Raw genomic sequence first — 16,336 nt, forward strand, 5'->3', positions numbered from 1 at the left:
GTATAATCGGTGGTCTTGATTTATTTACATCATGCGGGATAGGGCTTAAATCAACCTTAAACTACTCGCGCACGCAAAAAAGAGGGGTTGCAGCCCCTCCTTACGATGATCGTCGCTACCCATAGTCAGAAATTGTTCTCGGATAAAACGCAAAGTGGGACCGGACTGAGAGTATCTCAGACCCGGTCCCGTTTGTGCGGAGCGGCCTCCCTATCGGTGCGGCCGCTCACGCCACCGCCTAAACCACTGTCTCAATAAACCGCTGCAGGATGGCCGCCACTTCCGCTCTCGTCGCCGTTTCCTTCGGCGCAAAGGCATTGCCGTCCCGTCCGGTGAAGATGCCGTTCTGCTGACCGTACAACACCGACTGCCGCGCCCATTCTCCGATCGCCGGTGCGTCGGCATAGCCAAGCGTCTCTCCTGCCGCTACGCTCGTATCCACCTTGATGAACTGGGCGAACCGGTAGAGCATCGTCGCCAGTTCCTGACGCGTCACTTGACGATCCGGCTCGAACCGCGAGCCGCCCACGCCTTGAATAATGCCATTGCTCGCGGCCCAGTCCAAGTACGCTCCGTACCAGCTGCTGTAATCTACGTCGGTGAAGGCGTGCGGGTCAGTCACAGCCACTGTGCCGTAGCTTCTCTCGTATAGACGGCCGATGACGGTCGCCAGCATGGCACGGGTCATGCCCGTGTCGGGCGAGAAGTTCTGCTCGCTCGTACCGACGAAGATCTCGCGTTCTGCGACAAAGTCGATGTAGGACTTGCCCCAATGGTTCATGATGTCGGTGAACTTCTTGGGGTTATTCTGAAACTCAATCGTCTTGCCCGTAGGCGCTATATACTTCATCTCTCCGGAAGCGTCGGAAGAGAAGCCGATAAATACTTGGGTGCCGCCATTATAGTAGAACGGCAGTCCGACAAGTTTTACTTTTGCGAATTCGGCCTTGATCGTGTGCGCTTCGGTGACATTGGAGAACGTATAGCTGCCGACCGCGCCCACGCTCTTGCCGTCAACTGTCACATTCGAGATCGCATAGCCTGCATCTGGTGTTATCGCAAAAGTTTGGCTACCGCCTTTGCTAACCGTCACGTTTCCTGCGGGGCTGATGCTGCCGCCTGCGCCCGCACTCGCCGTAATCGTCTGGCTACCGGCGGATACGGCGCCCGGCGTGGAGGCGACTATACCGGAGGCGACTGCATACGTCGAGAAATTCTGCGCCCAGATGATGATCTGGCCGCCAGCCGCGTCGAGCATGTAGCCTTCTCCTGAAGGTACTGTCGATGAAAATGGCAGCAGCGTCATTTTTCGAGCGACGCCGTCATGGTACCGGTAAATCGTGACGTTGTCCTTTCCCGTCTGATCATACGGAACGATGATCTTCAGCAAACTCCCCACGGTAGACAGCGTGGTGCGGGTTGACTGGTTGGACGTATCGATCCGCGTCTTGGTCAGCGTCATATCCAGGTACAAGTCAAGATTTTGACCGCCTGCCAGACTTTGAAGCGCGGAAGCGCCGGCGGCTATGGTCGCGTCCAGCTTCTCCACGCCCAGCGTGATCTTGACCGCTCCGCCATCCGCGACAAGCTGCTGATCGTAGGACGTATACACGTTTTGCGTATCCGCGAACAGATCATTCAGCCCGTCTACGACTACGCTTGGCGTGTCTCCCTTGATCTCTAAGGCGCTGTTCTTGTTGCCCCTCGGCAGAATGATGAACCTTGGGCTGAAATCGTAATCCTGATCTCTCACCGTCACGGCGACAGTGATAATCTGATCGTCCTTCGTGACGACCAGGTTATAAGTTCCGTTCGGCACGCCGGTGACCCTAAAATGTCCGTTCGCATCGGTCAACGCGATCGAACCGAACTGGATGTTGCCCTTCATCACCTTGACTGTCGCCCCGGAGCTGAAATTGGCGTCAGGCGTATCGTCCACGACCGCGCCGAGGACGCTATAGGTGCCGTCGGCTGTGAAAACGATCGTCTTTTCCTCGCCCGGCGGCGTGCTGCCGCTCGCTTTTACGCGAACTTTAACCGTATGATTGCCGCTTAGGACAGGCGATTGCTCTGGATCGTAAGAGACCCAGCTGCCGCCGTCGATCGCGTACTCCATCGTCGCATCGGCACCCGCGATTGTATCCGTCGTATCGTTTGCCGATACGTTTGGCGCTGCCGGCTGACTCGGGACGTTCGGCGTGAAGTTCAACGTCGCCGGCGTTCCCGCGAAGCCGGTGTCGGTGGCCGAAGTGCGAACTTGGACCGTATGCGTACCGGTTAGGTCCGGCGCGTTTGTGCCGTTGTACTTGATATAAGAGCCGTTATCGACTGCAAATTCAATGCCCAGTACGAGACCCGCAATCGTATTGGCGGTATCGTCGGCCGTGACCGCTGGCGCGACTGGACGGGACGGGATACTCAGCGTTTGCGCTGCCGAGTCAGTCGTCGTCGAGTTGTTGCCAACCTTGATGACGGAGATCGACTTGCCAATCCAGCCAGCTCCTATCGCGATTTTGCCGTTAATGTCCGCCGTCAGGCTTACACCTTCGATCGTATAGGACGCGCTCGGCGTCAGACCGGTCAGCATTTCATCGGTATAGCTAATTACGGCAGTAGGTGTCGTTTCCGGTGTCGGTGTCGGTGTCGGTGTCGGTGTCGGTTCTGCCGTCACGTTAGCCGTCGTCTGACCGAAGCGAACGACCTTGCCGTCCGCATCCACTTCTGCGATCCCGATTTTATCGCTGGTTGCGGCGGACACTAGGCCGTCGCCCAGCAGCTCCGTGTAGCTCGGCAGCGTATCGCCCACGTTCGGCACTGCCACATTGCCGCTCGTAAAGTTGAAATACACAAGTTTGTGGCCGCTTGGCAGCATCTCGGTGACTTCGATCTTCGTCTTGCCGTCATTGCTCGCGCCGGTTGGGTCCGTCGACGTTACCGTCAGCCCCGTTGCCGGTGTCGGCGTCGGCGTCGGCGTCGGTGTCGGCGTCGGTGTCGGTGTCGGCGTCGGCGTCGGCGTCGGTGTCGGTGTCGGTGTCGGTGTCGGCGTCGGCGTCGGCGTCGGTGTCGGCGTCGGCGTCGGTGTCGGTGTCGGTGTCGGCGTCGGTGTCGGCGTCGGTGTCGGTGTCGGTGTCGGCGTCGGCGTCGGCGTCGGTGTCGGTGTCGGTGTCGGCGTCGGTGTCGGCGTCGGCGTCGGTGTCGGTGTCGGTGTCGGTTCTGCCGTCACGTTAGCCGTCGTCTGTCCGAAGCGGACAACCTTGCCGTCCGCATCCACTTCCGCAACGCCGATCTTGTCGCCGTTCGTTGCAGATACCAGACCGGCGCTCAGTAGCTCCGTGTAGCTCGGCAATGTATCGCCCACGTTCGGCACAGCCACATTGCCGTTTGTAAAGTTAAAGTACACCAGCTTATTGCCGCTCGGCAGCGTCTCAGCAACTTCGATCTTTGTCTTGCCGTCATCGCTCGCGCCGGTCGGGTCCGTCGACATCACCGTCAGGCCCGTGGCCGGGATCGGCATCGCCACGTACGTGAATCCGCCTTCTACCGTCACGCTGCCACTGGCATACGTCACTGTCACATTCACAGCGCCTGCCGTTCCTGCCGGCGTTGTCACTTCAATTGCCGTATCCGATACAACCGCAAAGTTGGTTCCCGACACCCCGCCGAACGTAACGCCGGTTGCGCCGGTAAAGTTCGTTCCGGTCAGCGTTACCACCGTACCGCCCGCAATCAGACCGGATGACGGGTCGATGTTCGTTATCGTCCGAGCCGTGACCGTGATCGCGGACGTATCCGACTTCGTGCCGTCCACCGTGGACGTCGCCGTGATCGTGTACGTTCCCGGTGTCGCATCGGCCGCTACGCTGACCACGCCGCTTGCATTAACCGCAACTTTCCCGCTCCCGTCGCTGCTCGACCACGTCACCGTCGTCGCGGCGCCGCCGACTGCATTTACCGTTGCCGTCAGCTGCTGCGTACCGCCTTGCACGACGCTCGCCGTCTCAGGCGAGACGGTGATGCCATTGATTGCCGGTACCGGTTGTGCTTCATCCCCGATTTTCACTTTAAAATACAGATCGATATTTTCACATACGCTTGAGACGTTGCAATAGGCCTCATTCCCATTCAAACCATCCACGGTAAGCGTATATTCCCAAAACATTTTTCCATCCGAGTAGGTGTTTGGAGTGGACACAATCGTTTTCATAACGTTATGGTTTTTAAACATGAACGTATATTGATGTCCTTGGATTACATTCACTTCCCCCATAATCGGGAGCTCAACAAATGGATATCTGTAATCATTCGGAGGCGAATCGGCCGATTCATTCGTATTAAACACGGGAACCGGCTGACTGTGCAATAACTCCCCGGTCACGCCTTCTCCATCGCGAATTTCCAATGTGGCAACATCAAATATCGCCGCCGATATCGATATACTTTCTAATGTTCCTGACTTCGTTGCCACAAACGATTGCCCGATATAACTGCCTACGGAATTGGTAAAATCATACCCCGTCGCACTGTCAGGGTCATTAACAATCTCTGCAGTCGGCGCTGAAGCAGCTCGGACATCCTTGATTTCAAAGTCTTGCAACTCCATATACCCATTCGCCACAATCTCGATTTGACTCACATCGTCGATGGCATGCGTAAAAGAATTTAAGATCGCGTATCCCGTGGAACCATCCTGGGTTACGGCATACTCGTCGACCCGATCTTCCCCGGCAGATGTAAATTTCAATGTAACCTTTGGAACATTGTCCGTGTACGCTGCGTACTTGAAGCTCGCTAAATCAAACGTGTAACCGGCCTGAACTTGAATAACCAATCTGTTCATATCGTCGTTACCGTTATACGAATAGAGGCCGCCAGGGTACGTACCCGCATTCTCCAGCACATCATATACATACAGAAACGAACTTTCGTTCTCCGGCGTCTTAAAGGTGAAGCTCGCGGTCTGACCGGCCGTTACTTGCTTCGTTAAGCTGTTGTCGGAGATGTTATCATTGTCTTCAACTGAAAAGCCGACATCATTGACGTCGGTTACCGTCACGGATACGTTCTTGGTCGAACTGCCTACGGAATCGGTTGCCTTAATGACCGCCTCATACACGTTGTTGTGATCCGCATCCGATGGCTGTTCATAATTCGGAGCCCCTATGAAGGTCATATCGCCTGTAGAAGAATCGATGGAGAACTTGCCTTGATCAGCCCCGCCAGTAAGGGAATAAGAGATACTCCCTGTTCCTGTTGCTTCTGCTTTGTAAACCGCCCCCGACTCGTTTTCCGCAAAAGTTGCAGTGGCCGCGGAGCTTATAACAGGCACTGATGGCCCCATATCGACAAAGTCGCCATAACTTCCGGTAACAAAACCTGCGGCCGAAGAACCCTCATCAAAATACTTGACCAAGAGTGTCCCATCTGCAGGGATAACCGGGTAAATGATAGGATTAGAAAGCGTTAAAACAGACTCAAGCTGCTCTATGTCTGTATAACCTTTTGTCCATCCGCTGCCGCTTGCCGTCTTGGCGTAAAAGAAAAGGTCAGTGGGCGGATAATTCTCCGTAGACTCCGCTAAAACAAACTTGTTGTCGTTTGAATCAATTAACAGGGCGCCCAAGGAGCCGGGTTTAAACGGTGTAGTACCCGATTGGTCGATAATCTCCGATTCCCAGATATTCCCGCTGCCGGTGTTAGACACCATCCCGAGATTGCCGCCTTCCCAGTTGTCTACGAACAAGATATTGATTTTGTTATTTGAATCCACGGCGGCGCCCACAGCATCATAGGGCCCCTGGATGACTTCAACCGGCGCATCAAAAGGAGCGCTTAGTATGCGTATACCTGAATCCGCACTGTAAACCAAACTTACATTCCCCAAATGATCTTTAACAAAGTAAGATTTCAAAAAACTCCCGTCATTTATTGGTAAGTCCTTTGTTAGCCATGCGTTGCCTGCGCCTTGCCCGGTCTGAACCATTAAATGATAGTCTTGACTTCCGTCTACTGCGTACATGAGATGTTTTAGATAAGCAACACTTGCCACGCCGGCATCGTCCGCTTGCACTATTAAATTTTCATATTGGAATTTATTAGCAATTGAAGAGACAGGCTTACTTTGAGAATCTAATGTACGGATCTCGCCCCATGAATGGGTCTGGATGTCGTAAGCAACATAATATACCGCTTTGTGATAGGAATATTTTCCGGTGCTGGCGTCCAGATAGGAGCCGTTTTCAACCATCGCTATGTTCAACTTGCCGTCTGACGCAACCGAGAGGGCGATACTGGAATAGTAATCTTCATATTGGTCGAAACCAAACTTAGCGTTTACATCTGTCACGAGGGTAAAACTATTATTCGAGGCATCCCACTTATATAACTTGTAGTTTTTGATGCCATTGCCTCCGTATACAGATCCAATCTCCGGGAATGCATAGTACATATCCCCATTGGGTGCTTTGGCAAATGCCGATGGCGTACCCTGATACGGATAAGTACCGCTGTTCATCGAAGCGCCAGCCATGGAATAAACGGGAAACGACATGAAAAAAACGATAACCGCAAGAAATAGCTTTATAAGTTTGCCGGATCTCATGATGTTGCTCCTTTTCTACTCAATTGAACTCCCGTGATTACTTCCATTATTATCGGCTAAAACTTGACTCCGAATGAGGATCGATTCGACATATTCCGATAACCTATTAATATTAATTACAATACCGGTAGAAGGCATAATAGGCGATCGCCCCTCGCCAAATAAAAAAGAACGCCCATCAAGGACGCTCTCATGCTTTGTTGTCTTCCGGCGAGTCGATGGCCGTTCACAGCTTCCTTAACTCATCCAGAATATCCTCCGGCGCCAAGCGCTTCATAAAATCCGGGTTGACGTATGCGGAACGGATGATGCCGGACTCGTCGATCATGAAGGTGGAAGGAATGGGGAGGATCCACCGCTCGGTCGCGTTGTATTCGGCCAGATTCATGTTGAACCGGTTCGTCATGAGCTCCTGAAGGTACGACGGCACGTCGTATAAAATGTTGTAAAAGGCGGCCACCAGACCGTTCGTATCGCTGAGCACCTCGAACTGCAGCTCTTCCTTCTCCTGATGGGACAGCGTGTTGTCTGGGCTTTGCGGGCTGACTGCGATGAGTCTGGCGCCCAGCGCTTGAATCTCCGGCAATACCTTCTGATAGGACCGAAGCTGAGCGTTGCAGTAAGGGCACCAGCCGCCACGGTAGAAGGAGAGCACGACAGGTCCTTGGGCCAGTTCTTCGAATAAGTGAACGGGGCTGCCCATCGCGTTTTTCAACGTAAAATCCTTCGCCTTCTGCCCTTCCTGCAGGCCATACTGCATACCCGACTCCTGCTGCTCCCGGATCGAACGGAACATCGCGGCCTGGACCTCCATGGGCGAATGCGCGACAAATTGTTGTTTCATTTCTTCCAGCGTTTGATTTAATGACATGGTTGAATCTCCTCCTACTTATTTTATAAAACCAACAATCAGAAACACAATGCCGATCACGATGGACAGATAGCCGGCAATCTTTTTAACAGGACCGCCCCATTTTGCCAATTTGCGTAGAATGGCAATGGAAAAGACTGCGACAGCCGCGAGGATCACGCCTTTTCCTAACGAATAGGTCGTCATGAGCAGCGCGCCGTGAAGCGGGCTTCCCTGTAGTGCAATATAGCTCATTAGCGCAAAAAAGATCGGGATGGCACAGGGAGAAATGACAAGGCCGTAAGGAATTCCCAGCTTAAAAGCGGCCACCGCGCCTTGCGAGCCTTCCGGTCGGCTCAACGGCTTCTGGAAGACAGGCATGGCAAATGAAATGACGCCAAGCAGCTGCAGCCCGGCCAGGATGTCAAAGATAGGCGGAACCCAGGTTAGTAAACGATATTTCTCAACAAAGGGCAGGAATTGTTGGCCGAGCAGCGCGATGATCAAACCGGTCAGGAGTGAAGTAACCGCCATACCCAAGATAAAATTGATCGAGATCAGCATCGCTTTTCTTTTATCGCCGGCCGCTCCTCGCTGAACATAACCCGCAAACATCGCAAGCACAGGCAGATAGCAGGCCAACACCGCGCTGACGATTCCGACGATGAATACAAGAATGTAGGTCGAGACGGACACGCCGCCCGTAATCGTAAAATGATATAAGTCTTCCATTCGTTTCTCCTTTTATCTAGCGATTCTCTTCATCATCGAGCCAGGCATATACGCGTTCACGAAGCTCAGGCAATTTGGGCAAAGCGCCGAATTCCGCTTTTCCATTGATGAGAATCGCTCCGGCGCTGAAAATGTTCAGTTCTTGTAGACGCTCGAATTCATCGACCACATGCAGCTCCCGAATCTCGATTTGCGAAAATCCCGCCGCCGCTTGTTTCACAAGACTGAGCGCCTTTTGACAAACGGAACACCCCGGTCCGGCCGATACCACCTCGATTAACAAAAGACCTCCTCCTTCATTCCATTCTGTTCACGATCCTCCGCGCAAAAGGAGGAATTGCTTTGATTATAGCGGTCGGGCTGTTAAATCCTTGTTAAGTGCGGCGCGGAAGAACAGCAAGATTTTCCTCGTATCGCGAAAACGCGAATGCTATGCTATTGTCGTTACAGGAAGGAGTGGTGATATGCGAATTCTCATCGTTGAAGATGAGGAGGACCTTTCGCGTGCGCTGGCAAAGGGTTTAAAGCGGGAAGGTTATGCCGTGGACTGCGCGCTTGACGGACTGACCGGATGGGAGCTGGCGGATACCAACGAATATGACGTGATCCTTCTCGACATCAATCTGCCGGAGCTGGATGGCATATCGCTTTGCCAACGCATTCGCCAATCCTCGCATCATAACGATGTATATATCCTCATGCTGACCGCGCGCAGCCATCCGGACGAGGTGGAAGAAGGACTCGATTCAGGGGCGGACGACTACCTCCGTAAGCCGTTTGTGTTCAATGAGCTGCTTGCCCGCATCCGGGCGCTCCTTCGCCGACGTTCATCCGTGAAAAGCACGGTCCTGCAGTTCGACCGGCTTGCCCTGGATTCGAAGACAAAGGAAGTCTGGTTTGAAAATACGCTTATTCCGTTGACGAAAAAAGAATTCGGCTTGCTCGAATATTTGATGCTGCATCCCGGCGAGGTCGTATCGTCGGAAAGGCTTCTTGAGCATGTGTGGGATATCCATGCGGATCCGCTAACCTCAACTGTCCGGGTTCACATCAATTCCTTGCGCAAAAAGCTCTCGCAGCACGATCCGGCGGCAGGAGAAGCGTATATTCAGACCGTTCAAGGTTATGGATATCGATGGACGCCGCGCGCAGCCGGAGAGAAAGAGGCCACGACATGAGACCATGGAATCGTTTATCGCTGCGCTTCAGATTGACGCTGTTTGCCATTATGAATTTAACGGCCATGATTATTCTATATGCGGCCTTAGAGTTCTTTTTCTCGGCTTCCGGGATCGTGTCGGAGCTGCAGGGGCGGATCATCAGCTTGCTTGTCGCGCTCGCAGGCATGATACTCAGCGCGCAATGGCTCGCCATAATGATCCTTAAGCCTGTGAAGCGGATGAGCGAGACCGCCGCTGGCATAACGGCAACCACGCTCGACAAACGGCTGGAGATCGACCAGCTTCACGATGAATTGAAGAAGCTCGGGATCACGTTTAATACGATGCTGGACGGGCTGGAACGCTCTTTTGATCAGCAGGCCCGTTTTGTCTCTGCGGCTGCGCATGAGTTAAGGACGCCGCTGTCCATCCTGCGCACCAATCTTGAAGTGGCGGGAGACAACGATGGCATCGATCCAAGCGATTGGCAAGATTACAGGGCGACAACGGAGCGGACGCTCTCGCGACTGGAGTCATTAACGGAGGATTTGCTGCTGCTGGCGGACGGGACGTACGATCGCGAGCATCGTGAGCATCATGTGGTGGAGCTTGCCGACATCCTCGCGGATGCCGTTTCCTTTATGGAGCCCATGGCGGTCGAATACGGGGTGAGGCTCCATCTGGCGGAGCCCTTCTCTGCGTTGGTTAAGGGGGATGAAAGCTTCTTATTCTTGGTGTTTCGAAACCTGCTGGACAACGCCATCCGGTATAATCGGCCAAACGGGAGCGTTACGCTGCAGGTTGCGCATGAGGATGGGTGCGTAACGGTCCGGGTGGCGGACACGGGCAAGGGAATATCCCCTTCGTCAAGGGAGCTGGTTTTCGAGCGGTTTTACCGAGTCGACGCATCTCGGGCACGCAGGCTTGGCGGGGCAGGTCTGGGTCTGTCGATTGTCCGCCATTTGCTTGGTTTTTTTGAGGGGACTGTGGAATTGGAGTCGAGCTCGGAAGAGGGAAGCGTGTTTAAGGTTACGTTGGTGCGGGGTTAGGGAGATTGGCATCGTCACCGCCGCTAGACCGATCGTAGAATTGTTACTGTAGCAATGTCCTTTCCAGCCTCTAAGACGTGTTTTAGTTTTTACTGAGATGCTATCTAAAATGAAATTAGCTCATGCAAAAAACGGTTTATAGGCCGGATGAAACTAGGTTTGTCGTTGTGTAGATCCTCTAATAGGCAGAAATAAAACCATCCTCTATATTAAATGTATGCGCTTACAAAGAGCGTAAATTTATAGTAATGAGGTGGTTTATTTATGCTTCGAAACGTACGCCTGGTCTTGCTTGCTATTCTGGCGCTTGTCTTGCTGCTTCCTCCCGGCTGGGGTCCGGCAAGACTCTCTTCCGCGCAGGCAGCGGAAGTGAATCTCGTCCAGAACAGTTCGTTCGAGACCTACACCACGGATTCTCAATCCGGCTGGACAACCAGAAGAGCTGCCAACTGGGCGATATGGGTGGACACGGCATCTACGCCGGTCGCGCCGGCGGTCACAGTGGAATTGTATCATTCGAGTCCGGGCGCGGGCAGCCGTTCCGTGAAGATCAGCTCGCCGTATCCGAACAAAAGCAGGTTAACGGTGTATCAAGGGAATATTCCGGTCGTTCCCGGCCAGGAATACCGGTTATCCGGCGCGTTCAAAACCCAGCAGATTACAGGAGCCACCGCCGCTTACGGCGTCAATATCCGGGTTGCCTACCTGGGCTCGAATGGGCAGCTGCTGCGGATGGATTATTTGCTTCCTTCCACTAAACCGGTCCGGGGCAACGTAACGGACTGGCCCAGCTACGCCACGGCCACGATTGCTCCGGAGGGGGCCGTTACGGCGAGAGTCGATCTCGATTACAACCAGGTTTACGGCTACGCCTGGTTTGACGACATTCAATTCAAACCTTGGACTTCCCTGAAGGGTCTCTCCTTTCAGGAGCAGGGGGCCATGATCCCCGTCGGAGGCACGAAGCAGGCGCCCGTTCAGCTCACGCCCGCCAATCCGTCCAATCCGAGCCTGACCTGGTCTTCGTCCGCCCCCGGCGTGGCGACTGTAGACGGACAGGGCGCGATTACCGGGGTAGCGCCGGGCCTTGCCTCGATTACGGCCACTTCGGCCGAAGGCGGCTATACGGCATCCTACCTCGTGACGATAGCCCCTGCCGGGCTGGTCAAGAACAGCGGTTTTGAAACGGTGACGAACGGCTCGCAGAACGGCTTTACGGATAAGACCCCTTCCTTCTGGTCGGCTTTAACCCCTTACGGAAGCCCGGTCGTCACGGTCGATGAAGCCGTATACGGAGCTGGAAGCCGCTCGCTGCGCATCAGTGCTGCGGTTAACAGCAATGCTTCCGCCGTGCAGTATAATATGCCGGTGACCGAAGGTCATTGGTATCGCTGGAGCAGCCTGATCGCGACAGAATCGCTGACCGGTACCGGGGCATCCCTCCGTTTGAAATGGAATGGTTCAGGAGGGACTGCGATCAGCTCGGAATACTTGCCGGTGACAGCCTTGAATGGGACGCAATCCTGGAAGAGCTACGAGGGTCTCGTTCAGGCTCCCTCCGGCGCGTCCGGGGCAAGCGTATATGCGAATTATGATCGAGCCAAGGGAAAAGCCTGGTTCGACGACGTACAGCTAACGCCATGGGTACCCGTTACCGGGCTTTCCGGGGATGTGCCCTCTTTCCGGGCGCTTAGTCCCGGCGAAAGCGTAACGTATGCCGTTTATGCCGCCCCCTCGAACGCGACGGACAGACGGGTGTACTGGTCGTCCTCCCAGCCTGAGGTTGCCGCTGTCGACGGATCCGGCAAGGTAAGCGCCAAAACGGCGGGACAAGCGGTCATTACCGCCAAGTCCGCGGAGGGTGACTGGTCCAAATCGTACACGGTGATTGTGTCGGGGGCTTTTCCCAACGGGGGGTTCGAGACGACAGTCGCTACCACCTCGACGGATTGGCTGAACGGGACCAAACCGGGCACCTGGATCAATTATTTCGGTACGGGGACCCATCCCCAATTATCGCTTGATTCGACGGTGAAGAAGGAAGGCGCGAAGGCGCTCAAGATTGAAGCTTCCTCCCAAGGAAAGGCGGTTCTGTACAACAATATCGTTGGGGCCGCAGCCGGCAAGAGCTATCGGGTCGGCGGTTGGCTCAAGCAGGAGAACGGCGGAACGAATGTCAGCCTGCGTCTGGTCTACCAGGATGATTCGAATGCGATTATCTCGAAGGACGGCAAGGTCTATGAGACGCTTCCCGCCATCGGAACGACAGGCGCGGACGGCTGGAGCTATTACGAAAAAATCGTCACGGTCCCTGCGGGCGCCACGAAGGCCCGGCTTGAGGTGGCCTTCGAGCTCGGTACCGGTACGCTGTGGGCGGACGATATCCAGGTGATCCCGTGGGTTCCGGCATCCGGCATCCAATTGAATAAAACCAAGGGCCTGATCGGCGTCGGCGAGAGCGTGGCCTTGACGGCAACGGTGCTGCCCGCGGACGCCACCAATCCGGTCGTGTCCTGGGAGTCGAAAAATGAAGCGGTAGCCGTCGTCGAGTCGAGCGAATCGAATGCCGCCCAGGCTACAGTCAGAGGGGTCGCACCCGGCATCGCTACGATCCGCGCGAAAGGAGAAAACCCGCAGTCTTTTGCCACGTATACCGTCATTGTCGGGACGGATTCGGACATTACCGCTTCCGATGAATCCGTCGAGGTCGACGAGGATCATTCGATCACCCGCCCGATTCTGGCAACCGATGCAGCGGGCGACCCGCTTGCCGCATCCGTGCTCCTGGCACCGTCGCACGGTACGGCCGCCGCGCGCGACAACGGGACATGGACGTATTATCCGAATGCCGATTATATCGGAGCGGATACGTTTACGCTGCTGATTACCGACGGCCATGATCATTTTGCTTTCTCGATCATCCAGGTCCATGTCGGGTCGCAGCAGGATGCCCCGTCCATGGATAAGCTGCAAGTCAATGTAGGTACGGTTCGGGGCCAAGCCGTATCGGGCCGCGTGACGGCCAAAGACAAGGATGGCGACCCGTTAACGTTCGCCCTCCAAGCGGATCAGGCATCCCAGCCCCAGCACGGCAGCGCAGCCGTGCAGTCGGATGGCGATTGGACGTATACGCCCGCAGCGGACTTTACGGGCTACGATTCCTTCCGGATTGGGGTTTCGGACGGACAGGGCGGTACGTCCAGCACCAAGATCGTCGTGTATGTCGGCCTGCCGGGAGCGGATATGATTGCGTCCCTCGTCTCCAGGCATTCCGCGCCGGGGTCGGCTCACCCACGGTTGTTTGCAACAAGCGATGACTTTACGAGAATTCGGGGGCTTATTCAGACCGACCCGATCATGCAGGAGTGGTACGCCAAAGTGAAGGCCGATGCGGACCTGGAGGTCCCCAAGCCTTCGATCCAATACTATACGACCAGCTCGGGTTCCAACATCAATATCGTCAACCTGGCGGATGAACTGAGGCCGCGGATTGAAAAGCTTGCCCTGATGTACCAATTGACAGGCGACACCAAATATTCGGTTCCTGCCATCAATCAGTTGAATGTGATGGTGGATTATCCGGACTGGCACGGCGGCGTCAAAAATTTCCTCAGCATTTCGGAAATGGGCGTTGTGGCTTCCATCGGCTATGACTGGCTGTACGACGCGATGACGCAGCAGGAGCGGGATGAGCTCCGCGCCAAAATGATTCAGGAAGTATTAATCAACGCGAAGTATGAATATTTGGAGGGCGGAGCCAAGAACAATGCCTGGTGGACGGTCTCCCCATCCAACTGGAACTTGGTGGTCAATGGCGGTATCGTGACAACCGTCCTCGCCATCGGAGACGAAGCGGATGCCAACCGCGTCCATACGGAAGCTTCCGATCCGCGCTTCCAGGTTCCGATCGCCGAGTCGGTGCTCCAGGCGGCGCTGTCCTCCACGCAATACGGTCTCGGCGCATTCGCCGCCGATGGCGATTGGCCGGAAGGGACCGGGTATTGGAATTACGCGACCGAATATTTTGCTTATATGATCTCGGCGCTCCATACGACGCTGGGCACCGATTACGGCTTTATGGACCAGGCCGGCGTCCGCGAGACCGCGAAGTATATGGCAAATCTGCACGGCCCGAAAGGTCCGTTCAATTATGCGGATGCGCATCAGACGGTTCTCGATACGCCGCAGCTTCTGCTGTTCGCGAATTTGCTCGGAGACCCGGATGTGTCCTGGTACAGGCAATTCAGCTATAAGGAGAATCATAAAGCGCTTCCGATGGATCTGATCTGGTACCGTCCGGGACTGTACGGCGCCAGCGTTGATCCGCAGCAGCTTGACGTGCTGTACAATCATCCGCTCAAGAACAATGTCGCGGCCTTCCGCGATTCCTGGAGCGATCCCGGCGCCAACTACGTCGCGATCAAGGGCGGGGTCAACGATTATGCGATATCGAATACCCTGCATAACCATCTCGACGTCGGGACATTCGTTCTGGATGCGCTTGACGTCCGGTGGGCCGTCGATCTCGGGAAGGACGACAAGGACTATAACGTGCAGGGATACTTCACAAGCAACCCCGAGGCCGATCCGAACCGGTGGGATTGGTACCGCACGAGGGCCGAAGGCTCCAACACGCTGGTAATCAACCCGGACGACGGACCGGATCAAGCGCTCGACGCCAACGCGCCGATCATCGCTTACGATTCCAAGCCCGAGGGCGGCTATGCGGTCGTCGATATGACGTCGGCCTACAAGGATGACGTCGTGTACGCGAAGCGGGGCATGATGCTGGGTCAATACCGCAGCAGCTTCCTCCTCCAGGATGAGCTTCAGCTGAAGGCCCCATCGGACCTATATTGGTTCATGCATACGGAGGCGCCGGAGATCGCCGTTGCGCCGGACGGCAAATCGGCGATCCTCACGCAGAATGGGAAGCGGCTCTATGCCCAGCTTCTGTCCCCAAGCGCGGCGAGCTTGGAGGTCCGAACGGCAACGCCGCTCCCGACGACGGATAGCAGCGGTACCAACCAAACGTTAAATGCCAAGGTGAAAAAGCTGACGATTCACATCCCTGCTGCCAAGGATCAACTGACGATTGCCGTTCGATTCACGCCGTTGTCAGTAATCGAAGCACCGCCTGCCGATGTGCCGGCCGTGACGCCGCTGCAGGCGTGGAGCATTGATTCGACGCCTACCGCGCTCTTGTCGCAGCTCAAGGTCGATGGTGTGCCGGTTGCCGGCTTCCGATCGATGAAAATGAAATACGCGGTGGAAGTTCCCTTCCTGACCCAGACCGTACCTGCGATCACCGCTGTCGCTGCGGACCCGAACGACACGGTAACCGTAACGCCGGCTTCCGGCATACCGGGAACGGCTGTTGTCGAAGTAACGGATGACCAGGGCGTCAATCGACCGGGTAAATATTTCATCGATATAACCCGGGGCATATTCTCGGGCGTGCTCACGGATGTCACGGTATTGCCTGTCGCGTACTTGGCCGACAGCGGACCTGTTAACAACCAGTGGCCCGGGCCGCGCGCTGCGGATCACGATCCGGCAACGTACTGGTCCGTCAGCGGACCGAACACCATCGATTTCGATCTCGGCTCCGAGACGACGGCCACGTATGTCGGCATCTCCTGGCGGTTTGGCAATCAGCGTCAATTCTTCTTTGATCTACTGACGTCAACGGATGGACAGACATGGACGAAGATCTATCAAGGGCCGAGCTCGGGGAAAGTGACCGACGATTATGAAATTTACGATATCCCGGATACGACGGCACGGTATCTTCGAATAGCCGTATCCGGCAACAACATCACGACGGCAACCAGTATTATGGAAGTCATGGTTTACGGAGAGTAAACAAAAAAGCCGTTATGCCGAGGACTTTGTGAAGTCCAAGGCTAACGGCTTTTTCCTGTATGCGCAAGGGCAATGGGGGAGC

7 protein-coding genes are annotated in these 16,336 nt (G+C 55.2%); 3 read left to right on the forward strand and 4 right to left on the reverse strand.

The features are described 5' to 3' along the window. Window positions 1-238: 238 nt before the first annotated feature. From PQG80_RS13850 to PQG80_RS13865, 4 genes are all read right to left on the reverse strand, one after another. Window positions 239-6,598, reverse strand: coding sequence for an S-layer homology domain-containing protein (locus tag PQG80_RS13850; RefSeq protein ID WP_271751960.1), 6,360 nt, complete (start codon window positions 6,596-6,598; stop codon window positions 239-241). Window positions 6,599-6,824: 226 nt separating this feature from the next. Beyond that, a complete protein-coding gene (locus PQG80_RS13855) occupies window positions 6,825-7,469 on the reverse strand; it encodes a peroxiredoxin-like family protein (protein ID WP_271751961.1) in 645 nt (214 codons plus the stop codon). 18 nt (window positions 7,470-7,487) lie between these two features. Then, complete coding sequence (locus PQG80_RS13860) at window positions 7,488-8,180, reverse strand: cytochrome c biogenesis CcdA family protein (RefSeq protein ID WP_271751962.1); 693 nt, start codon at window positions 8,178-8,180, stop codon at window positions 7,488-7,490. A 16-nt stretch (window positions 8,181-8,196) separates the two neighbouring features. Beyond that, entirely contained in the window at window positions 8,197-8,463 is a 267-nt protein-coding gene (locus tag PQG80_RS13865) for a thioredoxin family protein (RefSeq protein WP_271751963.1), read from the reverse strand. A 181-nt stretch (window positions 8,464-8,644) separates the two neighbouring features. Between PQG80_RS13865 and PQG80_RS13870 the strand changes: the two genes are divergently transcribed. The 3 genes from PQG80_RS13870 to PQG80_RS13880 all read left to right on the forward strand — a co-directional run bounded on the left by PQG80_RS13870 (window position 8,645) and on the right by PQG80_RS13880 (window position 16,254). Beyond that, window positions 8,645-9,358: a response regulator transcription factor gene (locus PQG80_RS13870; protein WP_271751964.1), complete on the forward strand. Its 714-nt coding sequence runs from the start codon at window positions 8,645-8,647 to the stop codon at window positions 9,356-9,358. After that, window positions 9,355-10,389: a sensor histidine kinase gene (locus PQG80_RS13875; protein ID WP_271751965.1), complete on the forward strand. Its 1,035-nt coding sequence runs from the start codon at window positions 9,355-9,357 to the stop codon at window positions 10,387-10,389. The genes PQG80_RS13870 and PQG80_RS13875 overlap by 4 nt, the downstream gene beginning before the upstream one ends. 264 nt (window positions 10,390-10,653) lie before the next feature. Next, on the forward strand, window positions 10,654-16,254 hold the full coding sequence (locus PQG80_RS13880) for an Ig-like domain-containing protein (RefSeq protein WP_271751966.1): 5,601 nt from the start codon (window positions 10,654-10,656) through the stop codon (window positions 16,252-16,254). The last annotated feature ends 82 nt before the right edge of the window (window positions 16,255-16,336 follow it).

This window comes from Cohnella rhizoplanae, assembly GCF_948329515.1.
Lineage (GTDB): Bacteria > Bacillota > Bacilli > Paenibacillales > Paenibacillaceae > Cohnella > Cohnella rhizoplanae.